Consider the following 22,585-nt stretch of genomic DNA (forward strand, 5'->3'; position numbering starts at 1 on the left):
AAAGAAAACTATTTTTATCATTATCGGAGTCGTTTTAGCAATTTTTATCGTCTTTTTCCTTTTTAACTTATGGGCGATTAATAATCTGCATGTTCCTGCTCAATAACTACAATGTGTCCAAAGATATTAAGCCTTCCTTTATTGGGAAGGCTTTTTGTATTATTAAAGTGGAAGCGTGGTTAACATAATGATTACATTTAAAATAGGAGGCTTAATCGCAATTCACGAGAAACAAATAGCTGGACAGTCGCTATTTGAGATTGGGCACGACAATTGAAGCATGTGAAAGAGAATGACTTAGTTCATGGTGAGTGGGAGAAGTGGCTAAAGACAGTCGATTTTACTCCCAGAACAGCACAAAGAATGATTAAAGCATTTGAACAATTCGGAAATGCGACGACGTCGTCGCTTTTGGCAAACAGTAAAATATTTGAAATGCTATCTTTGCCTGAATCTGTAGACCGCTTAGAGTTTATTGATCAGGAACACACCATCCCCTCAACTGGTGAACAGAAAACAGTGGATGAAATGACTGTGCGTGAGCTGCGGTATGATTCAACGCTGAGACAATTTGTCTTAGGCTTCAGCTATTACATATGAGTTGAGTAAGTATGATAGAGTGTTTGAATCGATTTTCTTATTGATAATATCGGAATGACTATTATAACACTCCCACTCCGCGATTCTTGTTACGATTTACGATACGTGTTTGCTGTGTTTAAAAATGTAGATAAATAAAGGATTTTCTAATTTTTGATTTCGCACAATTTAATTTATAATAACTTAAAATTCACTTGATGCATCAAGCTTTTTTACACATTACTCCTCGATACCTACGATTGAAACCACGATGTAAAGCAATTCTTCACAAATCCCTTTATTTATCTATGTTTTAGCTATTTTTCGATACGGCAACAATTTAAATATATTCTGGCACAATTTTGAACCACAATGACTCAAAAAACCATATGAAATAAGTGTTTTATGCACATAAGATCAATTTTTACGATTGAGCTTCGATACGGGTGTAGTTACAGACTATCTCTACAGTGCCTCCCAAATTGGTGATACCCTCATATGGTTGACACAGCGTCAACTTCCTATCCACTTTACTGAGAACATCAAAATATTACTTTCAAACTATGATTACAAATAGCTTAAAAAATGTTGATCAATTTGACTTTTATTGAATCTATGTATATAATTTGAATATATTGGATAGGAATTTTTATCCAGTAGCTTAGAATATACATTTTTAATCAAAATTAGAGATTATAGCACATGTATAGATCGCCCAAATCTATATTTACTGGTACATACTTTTTTACATAAATCTCTGTTTAAAAAAATTGATTGTTATTGGACGGTTATCCTGCCGGACATAAACAATATATTCGCAATTGCTACTTCTTACTTAGAAGGTGATTGCGTAAGCTCGTATTTCTATTTGACTTATGGAGCTAACTAACTAAATTTAACATACATCATCCTCCAAAAAATAGACATACGAGACTTTGTTATATGGAGGGACAAAAAATGAAGTATGGATAAACATGTAGACAAACTTTGAACAAGTACTCTCTTATATCAATTAAATCCCATTTGGAGGTATAATCATGAAAAATGTTCTTAGTTTGGCTTTTTCCGCTAGTCTTGCTCTAAGTATCCTTCTTCTTCCCAGTGCAAACATTTATGCCGCCGATGAAACATCGCCTTCTTTCAGTGTTAATGACAATTCTTATCAGAAAATGAAAGATGCTGGAATGAGTGATAATGATATTGAGTTACTCCGTAAACATAATGAAAATGATCTTCAGATCCTAAAAAGCGGGGAATTGGAAGAGAAGGCATTGAATGACCAAAAAACTAGCCAATCGCTCACTGATAGCTCGGAGAATCCTAGGCTAGCAGCATCAAGTTTAGGAACAGTCGGTGATATTTTGGTTGCCTATAACGCAAGTTCGTGGGGTATTGATTTCGGATATCCAGGACATGCTGCTATTGTTTCCTTACTAAGTGGTAAAACAGTAGAATCGTTCCCAGCTGATGGAGTTCAATATCACACAAATGATTGGAGAGGTCGCTCAAATGTTTATGGAATGAGCGTTAAAGGGGCTTCGGGTTCCCAATATAGGGCAGCTGCACAATATGCAGCTAATCAAATTGGAAAACCCTATAACTGGAATTTTGTTAATCCATGGACAGAAGCTAAATTTTATTGTTCACAATTGGTGTGGAAGGCTTGGAAAACTCAGGGGATTGATGTTGATTATATAACAATTGATCCTATTGTTACCCCAATGGAAATAGCTAAATCCGGTAATACTTCAATTTACTATAGTAACTAACAAACCTAATCACTCACAGGAATATATATTTTTTCCTGTGAGTGATTTCACTAAGGGGGGACATTATGCTCTTTAAAAAAAGAATAAGAATTATTTTTGCAACTTTATTTTTACTTGCATTGGCAGTTTCAACGTTTTGGTTTACTACAACACATCATTCATTGAAAAATATAACAAAATCCGAGACATTTACTGTTGTTTATTCAAATGCAATGGATGACGGTGCAGAAATTGTGAAATACAGTAATAAAGGCGAGATTTTAGACAAAAAAAACTTAGTTAATGCCCAGTCACTTTATTATTTTGCCAAAGTAAAGAATGACTATTATTTAATGTCTGAACGAAAAAATAGACATTACATACTTAATCAAAATGGAATTCTTCAACCATTTTTTGGATCTAATAAATATGGAAAAGATAGGAATATCGGAACTTCATTTTTGAAAGAAAGCGACAATCATCTATTTTTCTCCATGAACGTGGGTATTAATCCGAGTTATTCTCCCACACAGTACACCAATGAATTGGTTTATTTCGATAAAAAAAATTTGAAATATAGAAATATTCTTTTGAATGGATATTTATTATCAACCGTTGAATACAATAATATGGCATACACTTTATATGTGAACAATAATGATAATTCTGTAGGTATTTATGTCATTGATTTAAAAACATCAAAGAAGATCAAACAATTCACTATAGAAAATCGTTTACATGGTTTAAAAGAATACTTTCCGGTAGGCCAAAATGGAGCATCACTACAAATATTTAAAGGCAAGCTTATTGTATTTCTTGATGGCAATACATCTGATACACAATTTCATCCTATAATGCAGATAATTGACCCTAAAAATGGTAAGTTGGAAAATGAAACATCTTTGTCAGATACTTCATTTTTGTTTTATGACAGCCAAATTTACAACGATAAATTATATATTCTCTCTGAAGACTTAAATTATACTATTTTCAATGACCTCAACAAAAAGCCTAAAAAGTTGAGATTAAAACAAAGCAATTCCGTCTCCGAAAAAATACAAAATGAGAAAGGAGTAATATCTGGAGTACAGTATTTTGCAGGATCTGTTTTTGTCCTATATGATTATGTCAAAAATTCTCCTGTTGATAGAATAAGGGAAATAAGAGAATATGACTTATTGACAGGCAAAGAATTACATGTCATTCCTCTAGCATTTAAATCAAACAAGGAAATGATTCGTTTTTTTCTGACTAATTAACTTTAAGGAGTGATTATTATGATTTACTGGTTATTTCCAAAACTTAATCCCCTCTTCCCTACTTTTATATTTTGCCCCATTCTGGCAATCTTGATCGGAGTATGTTTCGCCTATTTCAAAGGAAACATCTACTTAGGATTAATACTAGCCTTGCTACTGCCTCTTATATTTATTGCCACCAATTTAGAAACCATTGCAGTTAATATAGATGCTTGGCTTCTATATGGTTTTATCTACGCAATTATTACGTTTGTGGCTTATAAGATGGCGTTTTCACAGTTAGGAAAATCGAGTTGATTTTTTTACACTATTATCAATAGTCACCACGATCAAATTTTCGCACACTAACTTAGGTATAACAGGCGACGATGCATCTTTTGAGTTCAATCCAGTTTATTTGCTAATTGGAAATCATTCCGGAAATGATGGGTCTGGTTACCCGATTAAAATTTCTGGGAATGGATATGCAAATTAATTAATGAAGGGTTAGGGAAGAAGTGAAGGCTAAATTGAAATTTTTGGGGTTGGCTGCCCTTACTGTTACGTTTGCTGTAGTTATTGGTAATAATGTTTTTGCTAGTGACGATACTTCTGAAGAAATGAAGGGCGTTACAAAAGCAATAGTCCCTGACGGTGTATTAGAAGAACTTAATCATCCTGATAAAATTTATACTAAAGATGGGTTATTTATAAAAAAACCGCAATCTCTCCATGATGAAGATAAGTTCAGTCAAGATGAAGTAGTCTACGACGTTTCAAAGACTACTGATGAAACTAAAGCAATCATTCAATATGACGCTATTTACATCAAGGAAGAAGACAGTAAATAGATTTGTGTACTAAAGTATTTGAAAAGTTAAGTTGTATAATGGAATATCTAGGGCGACTTCGGTTGCCCTTTTTATTATGCTCAATTTAGCCAAGTCTTTTTCCAACACTTTGTCATATAGTATACATTTTGACATACTTTGCTAAATACAATTAATGACATAGTAGAGGATGATCCATATGAGTGAGATTAGACGCTATGGTTACATAAGAGTATCGAGTAAAGATCAGAATGAAGCTAGACAATTAGAATCGATGAAGGACTTAGGTATTATGGAACGTGATTACTTCATTGATAAGCAAAGTGGCAAGAATTTTGACAGACCACAATATCAAACATTAAAGAGCGTACTTAGACACGGAGACATTCTGTTCATTAAGGAACTTGACAGACTTGGACGGAATGCTAAAGAAATCAAACGTGAATGGCAAGATATAACGTATGAGATAGGTGCACACATTGTTATCCTTGTATGCCTATCCTTGACACTAGACAATATCAAAATGGTTTGGAAAAGGTTATATCTAGTATCGTGCTTGAATTACTCAGCTACATGGCAGAACGTGAACGTGAGAAGATAAACGGTAGACAATCTGAAGATATAGCAGCAGCCAAAAATAATGGTGTGGTATTTGGTCGGCCTAAAAAGGCAATAAGTGATGAGTTTATTACAGCATATGAGGAATGGAAGCAAGGTGGAATAACAGCAGTCGAAGCAATGAAGCGCGTAGAAATGAAGCCTAACACGTTCTATCGCAGGGTAAAGGAATATGAGCAACAGAAACAAGTAGGATAAATTGTTCATGTGTATGGAGCCTAGATGATTATGTCTAGGTTTCTTTGTTATGTCTGCTGATCAAATACTAGCAGGTACAATAAAAAGGACGGGGGGTATTTTACATCATAAACGTCTATTTAATTTCCAAAATTGCCCCTAACACATTCACTTTCACACTCAAGTTATTTTTTGACTCGATACCGTCCCTAATATCATTAAGGTTGCTTGTATGCCATACATCCAATCAAGGCTCAATTCATAGATTAAAACACAAGGGAATGCGAACCTGACTATTAATCTGGTACTTTGTATTGGATGAGTTGTGTTCTAATTTTTTAAATAAACTATACATCAACATAAAGACGATATCCTTAATCATGAAATCATACGTAACTATCCCAAAAGGTATCTTGAGTACTATATGAAAGGTATATGATTTTATACCAAAAGATGGTACAATCAAGATCGTTAGAGCATTTTACTACTTGTTTCACAACTACATAATAATTTTTACTATGCATCGTATTGTGAGTCTACATTGAAAGGGTGGTTTATCGATGAAAATTACACCCACGATTAGAGCAGAATTGGAACAATATCTTAAACAAGAAGGCTTAAACCTATCGGAATTTGGACAAATTACAGGGATGAATAGGGGAATAATAAGTAGCATTGTAACAGGTAATAAATCTATGTCTATTAACCAGCTCGATCGTATTACTGAAGCTATGGGCTTACCAGAGGGTCACTTTTATGAATTGTTTATAGAAAATTACATCATTGATCATCCTCCAAATATGAGGCGAATCGAGCCGTTTTTGTATCGCTGTGCGGAGTTGGACAAGTTGGATGCGGTCCGTCGAGTAGTGGGAGCCATCATGGACAATCTACTCTATTCACCCAAGCTATTTGAAATAGCGGAAGAATTGTTGTCGCAGGGACGACTAGAAGCGGCATTGATACTTTATGAGGGGGTAGCTGAAGCGGAGAGATATCAACATTCTGAACGCCTGGCAATCTGCCAATATCGTATTTTTAAAATTCAGATTAATGACGATCAAAATCAAAATGTTGGGGCGGCAGCCGTATTTGAAGCTTTTGTCGAAAGACTAGATGAAATAGACCAGCTTGACGCATTGAAGGATTTGGCTAACGTGTACAGATCATTGCGTAAATGGGATAAGGTTGATGAGATGGCGAGGAAAATGAGAGCTAAAGCCGAAATACAATGTACACTGAACCATCAACAGAACAGCCGAGAACAGATCGAATCTAGCGACAAGCTAAGTCGTCCCTTGTTTGTGTACATTGCTTATGCAGACTTGCTCTGTGCTAATGCATGTGAAGAGCAGGGTAATTATGAGCAGGCATTACACTATACATATGCCTACTCCAATTTAGATTGGGTTAGAGAGACCGATGAGGATACCCAGCACTGGATTGGCTTGTTTAAACATTGGTCACAAGCTAACATACTTGCATATAGGCTTTTATCTGGTGATGTGAGTGTGCTTCATGAATATCTAAACTTTATTGATGACTCATCAGATACGATTCAAGAAGATAGGGTAACTCAACTACTTAACATAATGACGGCGGCTAACCGTTATGAGCTTGATTTAAACGATATACTTAAACGATTTGAAACAGAGATTGCGTCTTTATCTCAGCGACCATCATCAGATGATATGTATACCCAGCAAGTAATACCGGAATACTCTGCACTTTGTGGATATGAATTGGCTTATTATTATTTAGATCATGGGATGCACAATGATGGCTTTAATCATTTGTTTTGTGCAATGGTAAAAGCGCATATACTAAATAATGAGACATATTTTATAAATTGTATGGGGTTGTTTGTGCGTTTCAAAGCCCATGCGGTATCTGAAACCAAAACAGAGTTTTACAATCTCATTGAAAAGGTGTGGTTAAACAATGTTGAAAAAAGTGGTAATGTTGATCGTTGTTAGTAGCTTTTTGTTCACCTTAGCTGTACCTATTTATCTGGATAGTCATGATGGAGGATTTCAAGTCTTTGCAACACATGGAGGAGCTTAAATACGAATTGATTTGAAAATTCGTTAAAACTGCACCCCTGAAATAGGTTTAATTACGGAACCCAATAGGCCAACGCAGGGGAACCTCAAAAATTCTATTATTAAATAATGTTCTATTCCAAGACCTACAACTAAAGTAGGTCTTCTTTATGATTTGTTAAAACTTTTTTTGTGAACTAATCCATTATTAACCAAGACGAGGGTTTGAAGAAGGAGGTGCATTATGAAAAGGGACGACGGTTTACGTCAAAGGATGGGATACCTTCAACGTTGTGCGTAATTAAGGAAGTAGCAGGATACTGTTTTATTAAAATTGTTGATATTTTAACACTTACAGGAAAATGATTAATATAGTGCCGACTTACTATTTTTGCAATAATGTTGAATGAAATGTTATATTATTGTATTTTCTGTATTATTATTATATTGTATTCCAAATAAGAAAAAAGAAAGTTTCATTACATGAAAAAAAAAAATGACAGCATTTGTGCTTATGGGGGTATTAGCACTTAGTGCTATCGCTCCATTAACATCAGCCCAAGAGATCAATTCAGACAAAATCACACCTAGTTACATAGATTACAAATCTCTTCCTGTGCCTTCGCATAAACAAGAGAAATCTAATTGGTGCTGGGCTGCTACTTCACAGATGGCTATAGAACATTTAGGTGGAAATAAAACTCAATCTCAAATCGTAAAATATATTAAAGGTAGCCTCGTAAATAAGGGAGGCACGGATAAGGAAGTAAAAAGCGCGTTAGCATATGGGGGGTTGAACTCTACAATTGATAAAGAGCCGATACCCTTTGGAACTATTATCTCTCAAATAAAAAGAAATCAACCGCAATTAGCACATATCGTGTGGAAGGACGACTCTGATCTTGGACATATGTATCTAATAAATGGATATTCCGATAATACAAATTTAGGATTTCAAAAAGTATATTACAAAGACCCTGCCGTTGGTGAGAAGATGGATAAAATAGATTACTATGATGGATTTGTTAATAATAGAGATTTTAGTTGGTACAGCACTATAAACGAAATTTATGTTAATTAAAACGAGACTAAGGAGGACTGATAAAATGTATAAAAAAATAATTGGTATTGCGTTTTCTTGTATCTTATTGTTACCTATAACCGTCTTAGCGGCAAATGAGGTTCCGAAAGAAGTTGAGCAATCTATTGAAAAGGATTTGGGGAATTTCAAAGATGATATTAGAAAGAATACAGGATTTAAAATAACAACTACTAAAGAAGCGGAAAATTTAACTCTTGATGAAGGTTTTAAGGTTTACACTGTTAATTCTAAAGCTGTTAGATCAGGGAATACAGATAGAGCTAATGACATTTTAAAATCTAAAGGGTACTTATTTTCCATAAAAAGTGGACAACAAAATAATGGTATTGTTTTTTCAGAAGATGGGAAAAGAATACGATCAGCTTATAGTGATCTTGAGTTTCCGAGTCAATTCGAAGAAGCAAAGAAATTGATTGGCTACGATGAAAGCAGCAAACTGATATATGATGATCGACTGGCTACGGTTGCTCTAATTTCTGATATAGATGGGAAGGAAGTTGTGGTTCCTCTTAGAGAGAGCGTATACATGGAATTTAAGCCATTGAAAGTATACAATTTACAGGAGTTTGTAGAGTTTCTATCTGCCAATGAGAAGGCTCGGCAAGAAGCTTCTGAAAAAAATGATTCAGATGAACTGATCTCTGGGGGGAGTCCATCTAATCTAAACTCGACTACTTCGCAGCTCATTACAAGCAAAATCAGCACAGAAAAAGTGTCACTATTTTCTATTGCAGGGTTAGCAATTATTGGTGGCATTTTTTTCGTAATTAAAAGAAGAAAAAAGTTATAGATTAATCTTGTATACAATAAACTGTGTAATAGTTTTGATATAATTAGACGGCTTGGCGGGCTGGAATTATCTATTTAAATTCAACTCAGATAATGAAGTGTTGTAGGTGGCTAGATGGATATTCCGTCTAGCCTTTTTGATTTGTGTTGAGTTGGAAAGAATCTGGAGTGAGGGATGGGAGCGCCAATCTAGAAGGGAATAATCAGCATACATATGAAAGTGCTGAGCAAAATAATTTTGGTCAGCAAAAAACACAGGCTGATATTGCACATGAGTTAAATATAACAACTCAGCAACTAAGAAACTACAAAAAACTCCTTACGCTTATCCCTGGGTTGCAAGATATGGTTGAAGATCATGGCACGTTTTAAGTCTTTAGACGTAGGTAGAAAGGTTAATCCTTCATATAACAATTAGGAATTAAGTTCATTTTCCATAAATCGGAATAGTGTTACTATGTCATAACGAATTCATGACTAGAGGTAACTAACCTATGACAACTATTAAAGTGACGCCTGAGCAACTTATGACCATCTCCAAGCAGTTTGAGTTAGCACAGCAAACGGCAACTCAAGTGAATAGCAATTTAGTAAAACAAATTTCATCTATGGGACAATTGTGGGAAGGACTGACTAAAGAGCACTTTTACTATTCCTTCCAGACCTCTCAGAAGAATATGAATGACTTTGTTACCCTGATGGATTCTATTGCTAGGGAGTTACGTCACCATGCAGATAAATTCAGATTAGCAGATCTGATGGAAACAGGTAACATTGATGCAAGTTGTTTACCACCTCCACCGAATTCATGTGCTGTTCCTGCTCCAGATACACGAAATGCATTCCAGAAATCGGTAGATAGCTTAACTGAACTAGGTCAGGATTTTGTAGATGCTAATTCAGTACGTTATGAGAAAAAGTTTGATTCGGTTTGGAGCTTCTTAGATTATATGTCGTATGGTATTCCAAAAGGAATGTATCAAGGGTACATGGAACGAGCAGCTAAACAAAACGATTCGTGGAATGACATGCTCAATTTCAGTACATTTGGAATAACGGGTATGATTCAGGGCGCATTTAATCCTACCAATGCGTGGTCAAAGGAACATTGGGCTAATATGATTGGTACAGCAGGATTGTTTGGAGGAGTCAGCTCAGTTATTAAGCCTAAAATTGGTTTGAAACCATCTATTCAGTATGAGATTCCGAAGAATAATACGAGTTCCAGCTTACGGAATTCAATAGAATCTGAATCTAAAACAGAAGTACAAACAGGTGGGAGAAACGATCTTTCAATTGATGAATATTTTCGTAGAGAAGCTGAAGCAGATGAGATGTATGATCAAATCAGAGCTTCAGATAGTGATGTAAGAGCAATAGCTGAGAATTCTGGAATGAAGGAAAGTAGGATTCAAAGAATCAAAGAACACGTTTTCATAAAAGAACACATAAAATCAAGTGGTTATGGCAGATTTCATTCTGATTACGAAATAGCTCAAGCATGGGATAGATTACAAAAAGGGATACAAACAGAAAAAGATATGGATTTGCTTAACCATGAATTGTTTGAATCTAGATTTGAGGGTATATTTAAAACAGACTATGAGACTGCTCATAACGCTGCGGTAAGGTCGGGTCGTCCATGGGAAATAGAATAGAGGAGATTTTATAATGGGAGCATTTGTTTTACTTTTTAAAGAACATGAAGATGATACAGTAGTTATTTATAAATATGGTCCAAACGAACACACTATGGGGAAAATTCAATTAAACAAGGATACTAAGCTGTTCTCTGAAATTGAACCTTTACCAGATTCGAATCATTCAAACAAATTTTATTTTGATAGGGCTGCACAGCGGATGGCACGTTGCTTCGTTAAAGAAGGTGGTATATTTCCTGACAAGATGACATTTGAATCATAAAGTAGCTTCAGGAATACGAACCGAGCTTGCTCCATTGATAATAAAATGAGAGTAAGCTTTTTTCATTGCAATCTATCTGATTAAAGAGGAAAATTTTTATCCACCCTAGAATTAAGAGACGATTTTAGAAGGAGCATATCATGTTAACGCCAAAACAAGAAGAGAGCCTTAGTAAATTTATGAGTAAGATTCTTAGGCATACACCAGAACAGTTTGGTCTTGAGCTAGACCATGAGGGTTATTGTGACATTCAAGACCTGATTCAAGGAATAAGATCAGAGAATAGATGGTCTGACGTAAGCGAGTCGGATATCAAGCAAGTAGTAAGCCATTGTCCAAAACAAAGATATGAGATTGTTAATGGGTACATAAGAGCTAATTATGGGCACAGTGCAGGCAGATTGGATTATAAGGAGGCCACTCCACCAACCATTCTCTATCACGGTACAAACACAAAGGTAATCCATAACATTTTTACTGAAGGAATTAAGCCAATGGGCAGAAAGTATGTACATCTGTCTGAAGCCCTTGAGTTTGCAATTCTGGCAGGTAAAAGACGTGGGGAACTGGTGATCCTTGAAGTAGATACAGAAAAGGCATTGGCTAATCAAGTGAAGTTTTATAAAGCCAACCACGGTGTTTGGCTTGCCGACCTTGTGCCGCCACAGTACTTAAAAAAGTTTGAATAAAGCGTAACCCAGACCGTTAACGATGATCACCGAGACTAGATGAGAAAAAATTCGTCTGGTCTTTTTGATATCGTCTATTTTGCTGTACATACATTCCCCTCCTAATATTTTGAATGTATCCACGGGCGTCCACACTCACCCGCAAATGCCGCATAAAATATCCCGGATGAACAAAGAGGAGGTGCATGTAATAACCATGATACACATGGAACCCATTCAAGTGGGTGAGCATACATTTATCGGAGTCGAGGTCAAACTGCCTAAAACAACGCTGTTGACGATCTCTAACTCCCGTGGTTACATCATGTGTGGTGCGTCTAAGATGTACCGAATTTAGGGTAGTGAAATTTTTCGCTGTTTAAGCTTTAAAGTCAAGCAGGACAAGCTTTCATAGCAATTTTCAATTTACTGATCTGTACTGATTCATACTATTAAAATCTTATAAATGACTGAATTTTGTGACCGTATTTGTGACCTTTTGGAGGAGGACAAGCATGTGACTGTGCATTATACTCCTGTGAGTTCTGATCAAAGGAATCTGATAACCAACGCAGGTGAGAGTTACGGGGATTTTAAGATTTTCCCTATTCATAATGTGGACAACAGCATTAGAACGAACATGGGAGCGTCCAAGGAGTATGTCAATTGTAAAGTGTTCGGAATCAAAAAATTTATACTCGAACGTGTACTGATTTATGGTATATTGTTCCTATTATTAAAGGTTTATTTCATCATTATTCAGATTTCGAGGTGAAAAATGAATCATATAGAGTTAGTTCAACATATAGCATCTTTTCTAGCATCTGAGGTGAAGTCATACGATATACCAGACATCTGTTCTAGTTACGGCTTAGACGGCGGTGAAGAAAGCGAGGCCTTTGCGGGTAAGTCTAAATATGTAGAACGTAGACTAAGAGGTAAAGATCAATTATTTCTAATTGATTTAGCCAAGAGAGTGGCAAAAGATTATAATTCTGTTGATTTAAATAGAATGCTAAATACGATCTCTCCAAGGGGAATATTTAATATCACACAGATAACAAGAAAAAACATTGTTAAAGAAATATTGTCGCTAGGGTACATTGAAGGTGATATGAATTTAATTGACTTTCTGAAGAGAACATGGGATTTAGATTCCATGCCTTCAACAGATTCGAGGTTTTTTAATGCAACTGGGGACATAACTCAGCATATGATAGCAAATGATGATTGGTCATTTCAAGAATTATTTGAAGATGTTCTTGAGATTTATAATATTACAGATGAAAAATTCATTCGTTTCACAGAACAAATTGTCCATCCGCGTGTCAGAAGCGAGGTTGATCCTCAATTTATTGAAAAATTGAATTATCATTTAGTTAAAGATGGATACAAAATGCAAGTGACCTCACAGATATCAGGTTATCCATTATACACCATTATAAAAACTACTAAAGGTGTTAAAGGAGAATTTAAAAATCTTATATTCGCTGCAGATGGCCCTAAACCTGAAATTGTTATAAGCGATTCGATTAACAATGAGATAGCTATAGTTAAAAATCAAGAGTTTTGTCTAGTGTATGATCTGCCAATTTTGGAAGGATTATTGTGGAGAGAATTAGTAACTTGGTGGGGAGATAAGCAATCTGAGGAAGAAGGAATAAATGTTGAACGAGCGATGTACAAGCGTTTGATTAGGTCATTAGATAAAGGGCCAGAAAGAAACTTTTTTAAATTTTATTTCAAGCACTTTAGAGAAAGAATGGGTAATAGTTTACCTGCTTTGATACCTCAGGTATATCTTCATTATGACCCCTATGTTACTAAAATAGTACCGAATGAAACACGCTTAGTGAGACAACGAATGGACTTTTTATTGCTATTACCAAATAACGTTCGAATCGTAATCGAGATTGATGGTAAACAACACTATTCTACTGAGGATAATAAACCAAACCCTAAGAAATATGCTGAGATGATGAAAGCTGATAGAGATCTTAGACTTTTAGGGTATGAAGTTTTCAGATTCGGAGGATTTGAATTTATAAATGAAAACAATGTAGATAAAATGGTACTTGATTTTTTTAGTAAGCTCTTTTTAAGGTATGAGATCAATTGAAATAACTATTTTATATTGTATGAGGATAGAGGTTAGCATATGAAGAAAATAACCACTGAGAATTACTATAAACCTGATGATATAATAAAAAACTTTGGAGCAGTGAATTTTGAGACAGGTGAACAGTGGGCTGTCACTGAGGACGATATTCTTAATTTCGTTGATAAAATTACAATTGATGAATTAGTTCCTGATGACATAAAAGAATTGATTGAAGTATCTAAGGCATTATATGCTTATGGGTATTTATATTGGACTTTTTTTACTCTTTCGCAAGAGCAATCTTATAAAGCGTTTGAAGCTGCAATATCTAGTGTACATAAAAGGGTTTATGGATCTAATTTTAGCACTAGAGGTAAAAAGAGACTTCAGCTTTCAGACATGATTCAAAAACTTATAAATAGTGGGAATATTCCACATGAGAAGAAAGCCCGGTATGATGCTATTAGAGAACTAAGAAACATGTCGTTTCATCCATCCATGCAATCGCAATGGGGATTAGTTGCCTATGACACTATTTTTCAAATTATAGAAGAAATAAACAGCCTGTTTCAAACTTTAGAGAAACAAAATTGATCAAAGGCATGATTTATTAACAATAGAGGTGAACAGGTAATGATTAAAATGGGGTTAGCTGAAAATGGCGCTGATTCACTAAAAGCGGCTTATTTAATAATAGAAAAATTGCCCTCTTTAGAAGATGGGCTATCTCATAATTTAAAAGATGCTGTAATATCGCTCAATCATGGTATAGAAATTCTTTTTAAATTAATCCTTAAGAATTATGAAGAGTATTTAATTTTTGCTGATTTGGATAAATATATGACAGCAAAAAAGAATAGCTGGAAAAAGGAAAAGAGAATGTTATGGATGTTAATCCTCTTTTGGAGATTGTGACATTAAACGAAGCAATAAGACGAATTAAATACCTATGTAATAGCAATTAATTATCTCAATAAGATAAGGAATCAGTTTATGCATTATGAAATCAATCTTTCCAATGAGCAGATGCTTGAATTATTGGTTAAAATGAGAATCGCATATGACTTAAGTTATGATTTTTTCACGGATCATATCGAAGACTTACGTTTTTTTCTTGAAGACGCAAGATACGAAATTACTGTTGATGATTATTCTAACGAGATAGCCGAAATGCACAGAAGTATGATGGAAGACTCAATGTACGAGGAATATAAAGAAAGAAAACTAGATTTTAAATAGAGTAAAATTGAAGGAAGAAGGTGCGACCTAAATTGCCGTTTTATGCATACCACCAAACCACAGGGATGAAATACCATATTGATGACTGGCTTCGCTTTTTTCCAGAAGAGTTTCCAGTATGCGATTTGTGCAAAAATATCCTAAAGATTAGGGCGAAATCATCTGTAGGTAACGTAGCTGCACATTTTTATCATGAAAGTAATACAAATTGTCCATCAATTGAGTCAAATCGTAAGCGGTATGAGGGACTAAGGCCAACAGAACGTGATGAATATAACGCACATTTAATGAAAGAACTCACATCTCAACATTTAGATAAAGTCTATTTAAGATGTAAACATTTACTTAATAACAATTTAAGTTATAGTCAGTACAAGGAAATGTTGATAGCTGCAAATAAAAGCGATATTTGGTATTACAAAGGTTTAATATTTAAGTATGTTCCATATGTACTTCTTGTTAATTATGGCGTTTTCAAAGAACAAGGAAAGTTTTTTGTCTTTGAGTCAAATTTAAATAACTATGATGATCTATGGAATCATCAAAAGTCAATCAAAAACCGTATATGGAGAGTTGACACGACATCAAATGATGTTGAAGAATTTACAATGATTGATGACCTTATTTTGAAGGACTACTTTTTTAAATACAGAGATCTTCTAAAGTAAATGAAATGTAGATTTTAAACTATCAACGTTGTTCCTTTAGAGCCAAAATCCAGTTTTACAATATCAATCTTATAATGACTATGATTTACAACAAACAAGCCTAGATGATTACTGTCTAGGCTCTTTACTATGTCTATGTATTTAGTGGAATGTAGTTTATCAACCTGTTTCTTCTGCTATATCGAACAATTCTCCTAAGCCGATACCTAAATAACCACAAATGTTAGCCATCATTGAGGTAGAAAGACGAGAGCTATCAAGATCCTGATTATTTACTAATTTATAAATAGTTCCGATTCTTTCACCAGTCTCCTTCGATAATTTATAGGGAGTAATGTCTTTTTCTTTAAGTATCTTATCTAGATTACATGTAAGTGTGAATTTAGACTTCATTATTTACCTCCTAAATATGCTTAAATAAAGCTATTGACATTAAACGTCTATAGTCGTATATTGTTTATATAGACATTAAATGATTATAACTATTAAACGATCATACCATTATTGAGAAGGAATGTATATACATTTCCTTAGCTTTGCTATTGCCATTCTACCAATTTCTCAAGGAGGAAGATACCCAGTGACCAAAAAAGCTAACAAGCAAGCCATCATCGACATTATACGAATGAAGCCAGTTTGGGAATCAGAAGAAGATGCTGAAAAGGAACTACACTATTACCATATTATCGATGCTCTAAATCGCAAATGGCAAACGATTGGCTTGAACGTCTCGGATGCTATTCAAGTGTTTGAACAGGGCAATGACGACAATTGGACTCGTATTATCGAACCAGCGCCGTACAATCCTGACCTGTCCATCAATGACCTAATCAATATGCTCGATATTTCCCCTGAAGCTTGGCGTATTCGCAATGACATGCAAATCATATTGAACACAGTTGAACGCCGTAATGAGTATGTAAATCGTATCGTCAATGTTAATCGTGAAAGTAGATTTCTTTTGCTTCACCAAATGAAGGATGAATATTTACAACATGATCAACTTACATATGAACACTTTATGCAATTGTACGCTGTGAATCCTGTGGGAGCTCTGACCATGTATTTCTTACAATCCATTGATATTATTACATATTGGGAATGGGAAGCAGCTGGAGGTACATGTGAGAAGGCTATTCAGTACAAACGTGAGGAACCATTGATGCCGTTTATCCAAGCTATTGAACGTGCTGAGGATGAAGCGAGAGGGATTGTTTCTGGTTTTTAGTATGTCGCGTGATACAACAATTCTCCTAAAGGAGAAGATACATATGTCCACCATGAAAGGAGCGACACCAATGTACAAAACTGGGAAGCTAATGGACGGTAAACTCTACCTCAAAACAATAACTGGTAACTGGATCAGTCTCAAGATGTTGGCTCAGGCTGACAAAAAGGCTGTGTAAAATGTATTTGGACTACATGTTATAAAGAGTCAGGGAGGATGGAATTTAGCCCCGTGTTTGAGCGCCTAGAGATAGGCGTTTTTTTTGTTACTAATTTACTATACTTATCCAAAATATATGGGAAATTGTACCTAATTGTTGTATTATAAAGTAGTATGAAAAAGTACCAGCAGCTAAGGAGGAGCATTGTTGTCTATATTTGTGATATTGTGTGTTTTTGTTGTATTGATTGCTTTGGTATTGCTACGCTTATTTAAGAAGCCTAGAGTTCAAGAGCAATATAAAGTAACGCAGGATATTGATCCTTATAAAATTAGCATTAACGAAATAGATCGTATGGAGGATGGCAAGGACTTCGAAATGTATCTGTTTAGGCTGTTCCAGTGTTTAGGCTATGGTGATGCGTATAAAACACAAGACAGCAGAGATTTTGGAGCAGACTTGGTATTTACAGATAGAGAAGGATACCGCAATGTCATTCAGGCTAAACGGTATGCAGTAAGCAATCCTGTGGGTTTGAGTGCAGTTCAGGAAGTGTATAGTTCTATGCGATTTTATAGAGCTAAGAAATCTACTGTTATTACTTCGAGCAAATACACAATCTCGTGTGAACAGTTAGCCAGTTTTAATAGAGTGAAGTTGTTGGATCGCAACGATTTAATTGAAATGATTGAGCTTTTCAAGTCACAGCAGCATAGCAAGGTAAAAGATATCATCGAAGCAGAGCCTTACTTGAGTCTGGATTCATGGGACGATTATAGGAATAAGGATAAAATAATTAAGAAGGATCATAAGTCTGAAAGACGCATCGCTTCAGGTAACTAGTTACTGAAGACTTTTGAAGTAAATCATAAGGAGTGAACGAATTGAACTGGGATCAAAATGATCCGTATAAGGAATTTAGAAGGCAGCAAGCAGTAATACGTCAAGCGTTTAAAAACCCAGTTAGAGAATGGAAAAGGCAGCAACAAGCGCTAGAGAGTGTATTAAATATTTCAATGAGAAAAATGATGAAACAACAAAGAGAGTTTAAGAGTTTAATGGAGAGTCCGTTTAGAGATTTGCAAGAGCAACATTTACAGTTGCTGAGAAATATGAAACCTATTGCAGATTATTTAAATCAGCAACAGGATATTATCCAAAGATCTTTTGGAACAGTACCTAAGCTTTTAAAAAAGGCCTCTAAAGATTTTGAACAATATAAGAAGCTAATGGTAAAACTGAATTTCCCCCCTCATCATGATATGGATTATAAAGATTTTAAAGGGATTTATGAATTTTATATCGCAAATGGCGAAGAAGAGATGGAAGAAAAAATATATCAACTAATACTTAATAACTATGTTGACTCGAAAATTAAGTCTTATTATGAAAATTGGAAAACAATAGGTTGGTTAAAAAAAAGGATAGCAATATTAGATGAATCAATTACTAATTATCTCGAAGGCAGATATCACAGTGCAATCTCAACATTATTACCGCAAATTGAAGGGATAATTATAGAAAGAGGCAATGTTACAGGTTATGTCTCTCAAAAGGAATTGAAAAGATTAGGTGAGGAAGTTCTAAAAGATACAGGTAGTTTTTCATTAGATGATGCGGTTAAACTTTTTTATATAGATTGTGTGTTGGATTCATTTAAACATGGTCAGATAATTAAGTCACCTTTAAGTAGACATGCTATCTTGCATGGAGCGGATACTAAATATGGGTATAAATTGAATGCTTTGAGATGTATTTTGTTTTTTGATTATTTAATTTTAAAACTCAATGGAGTAAATCGAAATTTGGATTCTTAAAATTAAAGAAAAGAGAATTAACAAATGAATGTGGAAACAAAAAAAACAAGATTTTTCAAAGAATTATCGACAGAATTTTCTAACGGGACTTCGTCGAATAAACTTGGAATCGTGAGTAGTTTGTTTACTGTATCGGGTGTATCTGGGGCTTTCTTTTACACAAATCTTTCGATAGGAAAAATATTAAATTTAGATCTTTTTCAACTTTCTATTCTATTTCTACTGACAACACTTTTAATAGTATTCTCATTACTAATTATCGGCGGTATGGTTTATGCATCAACTCCGAAGAATTTTAATTTGGATCTCTCTTTTTTATTTTTTGTTGTAATTATTTTAACGTGGGGTATGGGGCTAGCACTTCTATCAATGATATTTGCATTTTATATGGAAATAGTTGATTTGTTATTTAATAGATATGTTAAATGATTGATAAAAAAATTCTTTTATAGGAGATGTCTATATGAAGTTGTATATTGCTGGGATCAACCACAATGACCCTGTTTCAAGGACAGGGCTAATTCAATGGCTACACGAGATTAAAGCTGAAAACCAAACTAAGCCCGACTTTATTGCTTCAGAATGGGACGAGGAGGTATATACAAAGGTAGCTGCCCAGAGGCCATATCTTTCACAATTATTAGAAAAGGAGTGGCCAGATTTAAATCAAAAACAAATAGAATCTATCTCAAAAACATTGGCTTATGAAGGAGATAGCCACAAAGGTATCTTTGATAATGTAAATGTTCTATGGCTTGACGATTCGAGAGTCGTGGATCAAGAAGCTGTTGACAATTTTGCAAAACTGAGACTTCAGACTTTGAAAATGCATTGTAACAACGATGCGAAGTTTAACTTTATTGAAGAACTGAGTCGAAATTTAAAAAAGAACGAATGCTCGGATCTTCCGACTATAGAAAGAGATATTAAGTTTGCAAGCACAATCTTTGCTTATGTTGAAGAGAATAGATGTGAGTGGGGAATTATCATTGTCGGTTCTTTGCATGCCTCTGAAGAAGAGGGAACGATGAGAAATCAACTTGAGTACAAGGGTTACGAATGCCTGGTTAAGCATTTTTGATTTCATATTTTGTAAATCAAATTAGTCTTTCATCAAGAGAGGCGAAGATTGACGAGTAATTCAGTGATGTGAATTTAAGTGGGAATGGGGAGTTTAATTGAAGAAGATTTTCAAGAAGATATTTAAGCATCCAATCGGAATTGCTGTTTCTTCCGGTGTTATTAGCTCAACAATTAGTGCTCTTATAGTCGCCTACATAAAATCGGAATCCTTTATGAGTGCTTCTATAACGGTTTGGAAATGGGTCATATCATTATTTCACTCAGTTTTGACCTTTGGTGTCCCTGTTTGGATGTTACTGTTAATTCTCATAATCTACTTCAAACTTATTAATCCGATATCAAATTCTTTTAATAAAAATAGTAGTCCTGATTTTCTGAATTACAAAAGTGATATCATTGAAGGAATCCGTTGGGAATGGGAATGGTTTAGCTATTATGGAAAATACAGCATTTCAAACAGAATAGACGCGGTATGTATTCATTGCAATGGATATCTTATAGACAATAGACACTCCTATAATATTAATACACTAGAATGTGAACATTGTGGTTTCAAAAAGAACTTAAGTGAATGGGAACATGAGGAATATCGCAATAAAATCAAACGGGAAATATTAAGACGAACACGGAATAAGTCAAACGAAAACTCTATGTAAAACGAAACTTTTAAGGGAAGTGATAGTTGTCTTGGATGGTAACGTTTTTGAGGGGATTGTTGATGTGTTTTTAGTCAATGGAGAATCAGCTTACGCAGACGTAGATAATCGAGAGGAAGGCTGTTCTTTAAATGAATATCTGTTCTTAGTTTTGGCAGGTAAAAGAGTGCGAATCACAGTTGAAAGATTAGAAGACTGAAAGAAATTTGAGACTTATTTAAATAGTATAAGTGGGATAGAATGAATCAAAAGATAAGCGACTTCATCAAAAGTGAGAGGGAAGTGAAATGAATAAGAAAAAGTTCTTTCTCAGTCTGTTTATTGTTTTAATCATTTTAGTTGCTTTACAAGTCCCAAATTATATTAGATATCAATTTGATAAAAACTTTGGAGACCCTCATACTTTCTTTTATGGCGTTGGAATAGGTGTTTTATTAGATGAAACTAATAACTATTACGAAGAAGAAATTGATTTAGATGATCAAAATAAAGTTTCAATTGATGTCTCTCGATACAAAAAAAGAAAGGCAGATTTGTATATTTATGGTGGGTACATCAATAGTGTGGAACCACTTGTTGTAGTACTGAATGATAATGTCATATATAACGACAAACCTGAAAATGAATCAGCTAATTTTTATTCAAGGTATTACTTAAAAAAACACTTTGTTGTTAAGTTAAGCGAAGCAGTAAAAGAAGGAGAAAACAAACTGGTAATTTCAACTGGGAAAGCGACGAAAAGCTATGAGCTATATATCAATTAAAGGAGAGAATTCCATGAAAAAAGGCATAAAAATTAGCGGAGCAGTTTTTGCTACTAAAGGAAACGTTGATCATGATGAATTTATTGATAAGTTTATAGAGTTTGTTGAATCTAATGGCTGGGAATTTGGTGGAGGAAGTAGATTAATAGATGAAGATGGAAATGATATTAAAGAATAAAATATGACTTTTACAAGAAAGAAAACAGAGGAAGCTGTTCACTGAACTCATTGAGATAAAATATGAGAAACAAACTTTAATGTTTTATGGAGGCAAGACAATGCAGACAAGAGAGAAGAAAGATGCTTTACTAGAAAGGCTAGCGGAAACGTTCACCAACAATAATAAGGTATTTGTATTAGTTAATGTTATGATCTTCATTTCTATACCATTGCTTGTCCTTCTAAGATTCCGCTTTGGTGTCGATACAGACTATGCACAGATAATTCTGTTTGTTTTCATGTTTTTATTCTCTCTATGGCAATCTAAAAATATTTATTTCAGATTACCCCAAAATAGCTTTGATGCAAAAAACAAAAAAATGAATTTTCTTATTTATTACATATATGTTCCCTTGTTAGCCCCGATTGCTGCAATACTAATAGTAGGTCTCGTCGGTAGAATGTTTGTTAAGAACAGCAATCCACAAGGAATAACAAACATATCTTCAAATGAAATTTTTATTAGCTTAGTAACAGATGTTCTTGCTGGAGCCGAAGAAATATGGAGATATTCAAGCATTTTAATTATTTATTTACTACTCCATTATGGATTTAGGAAACTTAGTAAAAAGAAGAATATAAAGATATTGTCGCTAATTTTATCGTTTCTTTTAAGTTCTTTTCTATTCGGCTGGATGCATACATTTGCATATTCTGATGGTTGGATTAATCTGGATATTACAATTATGATTGGTCTGATGGGATTATGCTTTGCAACAATAATGTTTATTACAAAGAGAATTTGGAGCGCGATTCTTACTCATATAGTGTTTGATGTATATACTACGTTTAATTCGTATGATAGTTCTATTGTATCTTCTATTTTAATAGTAACTTGCTTATCAATTTCAATTGTATTGTTGTTGACAAAAAGAAAAGGCAAAGCTGCAATTAATACTTAATCTTATTAGGTATGATCGTAGTAAAACAAATATT

Annotated in this window: 28 protein-coding genes and 2 pseudogenes; 29 read left to right on the forward strand and 1 reads right to left on the reverse strand. The window is 34.4% G+C overall.

Translation table 11 applies throughout. The annotated features are described in order from the left end of the window. Nucleotides 1-282 precede the first annotated feature (282 nt). From G9G53_RS02845 to G9G53_RS02935, 19 genes and pseudogenes are all read left to right on the forward strand, one after another. Nucleotides 283-600 carry a DUF3102 domain-containing protein gene (locus G9G53_RS02845; RefSeq protein ID WP_230584987.1) on the forward strand — a complete coding sequence of 106 codons (318 nt, stop codon included), beginning with the start codon at nucleotides 283-285 and terminating at the stop codon, nucleotides 598-600. Between the two features lie 1,016 nt (nucleotides 601-1,616). Next, complete coding sequence (locus tag G9G53_RS02850; RefSeq protein WP_029516572.1) at nucleotides 1,617-2,348, forward strand: YiiX/YebB-like N1pC/P60 family cysteine hydrolase; 732 nt, start codon at nucleotides 1,617-1,619, stop codon at nucleotides 2,346-2,348. 65 nt (nucleotides 2,349-2,413) lie between these two features. Beyond that, nucleotides 2,414-3,586, forward strand: coding sequence for a YncE family protein (locus G9G53_RS26275; RefSeq protein WP_230584967.1), 1,173 nt, complete (start codon nucleotides 2,414-2,416; stop codon nucleotides 3,584-3,586). An 18-nt stretch (nucleotides 3,587-3,604) separates the two neighbouring features. Next, nucleotides 3,605-3,883, forward strand: coding sequence for a hypothetical protein (locus tag G9G53_RS02860; RefSeq protein ID WP_029516574.1), 279 nt, complete (start codon nucleotides 3,605-3,607; stop codon nucleotides 3,881-3,883). Between the two features lie 200 nt (nucleotides 3,884-4,083). After that, nucleotides 4,084-4,416: a hypothetical protein gene (locus G9G53_RS02865; protein ID WP_165145176.1), complete on the forward strand. Its 333-nt coding sequence runs from the start codon at nucleotides 4,084-4,086 to the stop codon at nucleotides 4,414-4,416. A gap of 178 nt (nucleotides 4,417-4,594) precedes the next feature. Continuing rightward, nucleotides 4,595-5,211: pseudogene (locus tag G9G53_RS02870) on the forward strand (recombinase family protein). A 539-nt stretch (nucleotides 5,212-5,750) separates the two neighbouring features. Beyond that, nucleotides 5,751-7,166 carry a tetratricopeptide repeat protein gene (locus tag G9G53_RS02875; protein ID WP_165145179.1) on the forward strand — a complete coding sequence of 472 codons (1,416 nt, stop codon included), beginning with the start codon at nucleotides 5,751-5,753 and terminating at the stop codon, nucleotides 7,164-7,166. A gap of 562 nt (nucleotides 7,167-7,728) precedes the next feature. Then, nucleotides 7,729-8,313 carry a C39 family peptidase gene (locus G9G53_RS02880; protein WP_238437679.1) on the forward strand — a complete coding sequence of 195 codons (585 nt, stop codon included), beginning with the start codon at nucleotides 7,729-7,731 and terminating at the stop codon, nucleotides 8,311-8,313. Nucleotides 8,314-8,338: 25 nt separating this feature from the next. Continuing rightward, nucleotides 8,339-9,124 carry an LPXTG cell wall anchor domain-containing protein gene (locus tag G9G53_RS26280; RefSeq protein ID WP_230584968.1) on the forward strand — a complete coding sequence of 262 codons (786 nt, stop codon included), beginning with the start codon at nucleotides 8,339-8,341 and terminating at the stop codon, nucleotides 9,122-9,124. Between the two features lie 167 nt (nucleotides 9,125-9,291). After that, entirely contained in the window at nucleotides 9,292-9,495 is a 204-nt protein-coding gene (locus G9G53_RS02895) for a hypothetical protein (protein ID WP_165145182.1), read from the forward strand. A gap of 122 nt (nucleotides 9,496-9,617) precedes the next feature. Further along, the gene (locus G9G53_RS02900) at nucleotides 9,618-10,781 is read left to right on the forward strand and encodes a WXG100 family type VII secretion target (RefSeq protein ID WP_165145185.1); all 1,164 of its coding nucleotides are present in this window, start codon (nucleotides 9,618-9,620) and stop codon (nucleotides 10,779-10,781) included. A 13-nt stretch (nucleotides 10,782-10,794) separates the two neighbouring features. Next, nucleotides 10,795-11,046 (forward strand): hypothetical protein, encoded by a 252-nt coding sequence (locus G9G53_RS02905; RefSeq protein WP_029516580.1) that lies wholly within the window; start codon nucleotides 10,795-10,797, stop codon nucleotides 11,044-11,046. Between the two features lie 140 nt (nucleotides 11,047-11,186). Then, nucleotides 11,187-11,735, forward strand: coding sequence for an RNA 2'-phosphotransferase (locus G9G53_RS02910; RefSeq protein ID WP_069012772.1), 549 nt, complete (start codon nucleotides 11,187-11,189; stop codon nucleotides 11,733-11,735). A gap of 196 nt (nucleotides 11,736-11,931) precedes the next feature. Then, nucleotides 11,932-12,051, forward strand: a pseudogene (locus G9G53_RS02915) (DUF1805 domain-containing protein); the annotation flags it as partial. 441 nt (nucleotides 12,052-12,492) lie between these two features. Further along, nucleotides 12,493-13,833 (forward strand): AbiJ-related protein, encoded by a 1,341-nt coding sequence (locus G9G53_RS02920; RefSeq protein WP_165145188.1) that lies wholly within the window; start codon nucleotides 12,493-12,495, stop codon nucleotides 13,831-13,833. Between the two features lie 39 nt (nucleotides 13,834-13,872). Continuing rightward, entirely contained in the window at nucleotides 13,873-14,409 is a 537-nt protein-coding gene (locus G9G53_RS02925; protein WP_165145191.1) for a hypothetical protein, read from the forward strand. A gap of 39 nt (nucleotides 14,410-14,448) precedes the next feature. After that, nucleotides 14,449-14,730 carry a hypothetical protein gene (locus tag G9G53_RS26285; protein WP_238437674.1) on the forward strand — a complete coding sequence of 94 codons (282 nt, stop codon included), beginning with the start codon at nucleotides 14,449-14,451 and terminating at the stop codon, nucleotides 14,728-14,730. A gap of 78 nt (nucleotides 14,731-14,808) precedes the next feature. Further along, entirely contained in the window at nucleotides 14,809-15,054 is a 246-nt protein-coding gene (locus tag G9G53_RS26290; protein ID WP_238437673.1) for a hypothetical protein, read from the forward strand. Nucleotides 15,055-15,086: 32 nt separating this feature from the next. Next, on the forward strand, nucleotides 15,087-15,722 hold the full coding sequence (locus G9G53_RS02935; RefSeq protein WP_165145194.1) for a hypothetical protein: 636 nt from the start codon (nucleotides 15,087-15,089) through the stop codon (nucleotides 15,720-15,722). Between the two features lie 159 nt (nucleotides 15,723-15,881). Here G9G53_RS02935 and G9G53_RS02940 read toward each other — a convergent pair whose 3' ends face one another. Beyond that, nucleotides 15,882-16,115 carry a helix-turn-helix domain-containing protein gene (locus G9G53_RS02940; protein ID WP_165145197.1) on the reverse strand — a complete coding sequence of 78 codons (234 nt, stop codon included), beginning with the start codon at nucleotides 16,113-16,115 and terminating at the stop codon, nucleotides 15,882-15,884. Nucleotides 16,116-16,302: 187 nt separating this feature from the next. Between G9G53_RS02940 and G9G53_RS26200 the strand changes: the two genes are divergently transcribed. From G9G53_RS26200 to G9G53_RS02985, 10 genes are all read left to right on the forward strand, one after another. After that, nucleotides 16,303-16,950: a hypothetical protein gene (locus G9G53_RS26200; protein WP_185156328.1), complete on the forward strand. Its 648-nt coding sequence runs from the start codon at nucleotides 16,303-16,305 to the stop codon at nucleotides 16,948-16,950. Between the two features lie 43 nt (nucleotides 16,951-16,993). Then, complete coding sequence (locus tag G9G53_RS26695) at nucleotides 16,994-17,128, forward strand: hypothetical protein (protein WP_274385761.1); 135 nt, start codon at nucleotides 16,994-16,996, stop codon at nucleotides 17,126-17,128. A gap of 189 nt (nucleotides 17,129-17,317) precedes the next feature. Further along, nucleotides 17,318-17,953 (forward strand): restriction endonuclease, encoded by a 636-nt coding sequence (locus G9G53_RS02950; RefSeq protein WP_165145200.1) that lies wholly within the window; start codon nucleotides 17,318-17,320, stop codon nucleotides 17,951-17,953. A 41-nt stretch (nucleotides 17,954-17,994) separates the two neighbouring features. Continuing rightward, entirely contained in the window at nucleotides 17,995-18,927 is a 933-nt protein-coding gene (locus tag G9G53_RS02955) for a hypothetical protein (protein ID WP_165145203.1), read from the forward strand. Between the two features lie 24 nt (nucleotides 18,928-18,951). Beyond that, nucleotides 18,952-19,356: a hypothetical protein gene (locus G9G53_RS02960; protein WP_165145206.1), complete on the forward strand. Its 405-nt coding sequence runs from the start codon at nucleotides 18,952-18,954 to the stop codon at nucleotides 19,354-19,356. A gap of 34 nt (nucleotides 19,357-19,390) precedes the next feature. After that, nucleotides 19,391-20,008, forward strand: coding sequence for a hypothetical protein (locus G9G53_RS02965; RefSeq protein WP_238437672.1), 618 nt, complete (start codon nucleotides 19,391-19,393; stop codon nucleotides 20,006-20,008). A 689-nt stretch (nucleotides 20,009-20,697) separates the two neighbouring features. Then, nucleotides 20,698-20,865: a hypothetical protein gene (locus tag G9G53_RS02970; protein WP_165145209.1), complete on the forward strand. Its 168-nt coding sequence runs from the start codon at nucleotides 20,698-20,700 to the stop codon at nucleotides 20,863-20,865. 88 nt (nucleotides 20,866-20,953) lie between these two features. After that, entirely contained in the window at nucleotides 20,954-21,430 is a 477-nt protein-coding gene (locus tag G9G53_RS02975) for a hypothetical protein (RefSeq protein ID WP_165145212.1), read from the forward strand. A 13-nt stretch (nucleotides 21,431-21,443) separates the two neighbouring features. Beyond that, entirely contained in the window at nucleotides 21,444-21,608 is a 165-nt protein-coding gene (locus G9G53_RS02980; RefSeq protein ID WP_165145215.1) for a hypothetical protein, read from the forward strand. A gap of 100 nt (nucleotides 21,609-21,708) precedes the next feature. After that, nucleotides 21,709-22,551, forward strand: coding sequence for a CPBP family glutamic-type intramembrane protease (locus G9G53_RS02985; RefSeq protein ID WP_165145218.1), 843 nt, complete (start codon nucleotides 21,709-21,711; stop codon nucleotides 22,549-22,551). The last annotated feature ends 34 nt before the right edge of the window (nucleotides 22,552-22,585 follow it).

This window comes from Paenibacillus sp. EKM206P (genome assembly GCF_011066155.1).
In the GTDB taxonomy this organism is placed as follows: domain Bacteria; phylum Bacillota; class Bacilli; order Paenibacillales; family Paenibacillaceae; genus Paenibacillus; species Paenibacillus polymyxa_D.

What these genes read in the sequence shown, in the direction of transcription:
- G9G53_RS02910 (WP_069012772.1), top strand. Translation starts at nt 11,187, where the DNA reads ATGTTAACGCCAAAACAAGAAGAGAGCCTTAGTAAATTTATGAGTAAG.
- G9G53_RS02875 (WP_165145179.1), top strand. Translation starts at nt 5,751, where the DNA reads ATGAAAATTACACCCACGATTAGAGCAGAATTGGAACAATATCTTAAA.
- G9G53_RS02860 (WP_029516574.1), top strand. Translation starts at nt 3,605, where the DNA reads ATGATTTACTGGTTATTTCCAAAACTTAATCCCCTCTTCCCTACTTTT.
- G9G53_RS02940 (WP_165145197.1), bottom strand. Translation starts at nt 16,115, where the DNA reads ATGAAGTCTAAATTCACACTTACATGTAATCTAGATAAGATACTTAAA.
- G9G53_RS02920 (WP_165145188.1), top strand. Translation starts at nt 12,493, where the DNA reads ATGAATCATATAGAGTTAGTTCAACATATAGCATCTTTTCTAGCATCT.
- G9G53_RS02980 (WP_165145215.1), top strand. Translation starts at nt 21,444, where the DNA reads ATGAAAAAAGGCATAAAAATTAGCGGAGCAGTTTTTGCTACTAAAGGA.
- G9G53_RS02880 (WP_238437679.1), top strand. Translation starts at nt 7,729, where the DNA reads ATGACAGCATTTGTGCTTATGGGGGTATTAGCACTTAGTGCTATCGCT.
- G9G53_RS02900 (WP_165145185.1), top strand. Translation starts at nt 9,618, where the DNA reads ATGACAACTATTAAAGTGACGCCTGAGCAACTTATGACCATCTCCAAG.
- G9G53_RS26285 (WP_238437674.1), top strand. Translation starts at nt 14,449, where the DNA reads ATGATTAAAATGGGGTTAGCTGAAAATGGCGCTGATTCACTAAAAGCG.
- G9G53_RS02850 (WP_029516572.1), top strand. Translation starts at nt 1,617, where the DNA reads ATGAAAAATGTTCTTAGTTTGGCTTTTTCCGCTAGTCTTGCTCTAAGT.
- G9G53_RS26290 (WP_238437673.1), top strand. Translation starts at nt 14,809, where the DNA reads ATGCATTATGAAATCAATCTTTCCAATGAGCAGATGCTTGAATTATTG.
- G9G53_RS02965 (WP_238437672.1), top strand. Translation starts at nt 19,391, where the DNA reads ATGAAGTTGTATATTGCTGGGATCAACCACAATGACCCTGTTTCAAGG.
- G9G53_RS02905 (WP_029516580.1), top strand. Translation starts at nt 10,795, where the DNA reads ATGGGAGCATTTGTTTTACTTTTTAAAGAACATGAAGATGATACAGTA.
- G9G53_RS02975 (WP_165145212.1), top strand. Translation starts at nt 20,954, where the DNA reads ATGAATAAGAAAAAGTTCTTTCTCAGTCTGTTTATTGTTTTAATCATT.
- G9G53_RS26280 (WP_230584968.1), top strand. Translation starts at nt 8,339, where the DNA reads ATGTATAAAAAAATAATTGGTATTGCGTTTTCTTGTATCTTATTGTTA.
- G9G53_RS02985 (WP_165145218.1), top strand. Translation starts at nt 21,709, where the DNA reads ATGCAGACAAGAGAGAAGAAAGATGCTTTACTAGAAAGGCTAGCGGAA.
- G9G53_RS26275 (WP_230584967.1), top strand. Translation starts at nt 2,414, where the DNA reads ATGCTCTTTAAAAAAAGAATAAGAATTATTTTTGCAACTTTATTTTTA.
- G9G53_RS26695 (WP_274385761.1), top strand. Translation starts at nt 16,994, where the DNA reads ATGTCCACCATGAAAGGAGCGACACCAATGTACAAAACTGGGAAGCTA.
- G9G53_RS02960 (WP_165145206.1), top strand. Translation starts at nt 18,952, where the DNA reads ATGAATGTGGAAACAAAAAAAACAAGATTTTTCAAAGAATTATCGACA.
- G9G53_RS02925 (WP_165145191.1), top strand. Translation starts at nt 13,873, where the DNA reads ATGAAGAAAATAACCACTGAGAATTACTATAAACCTGATGATATAATA.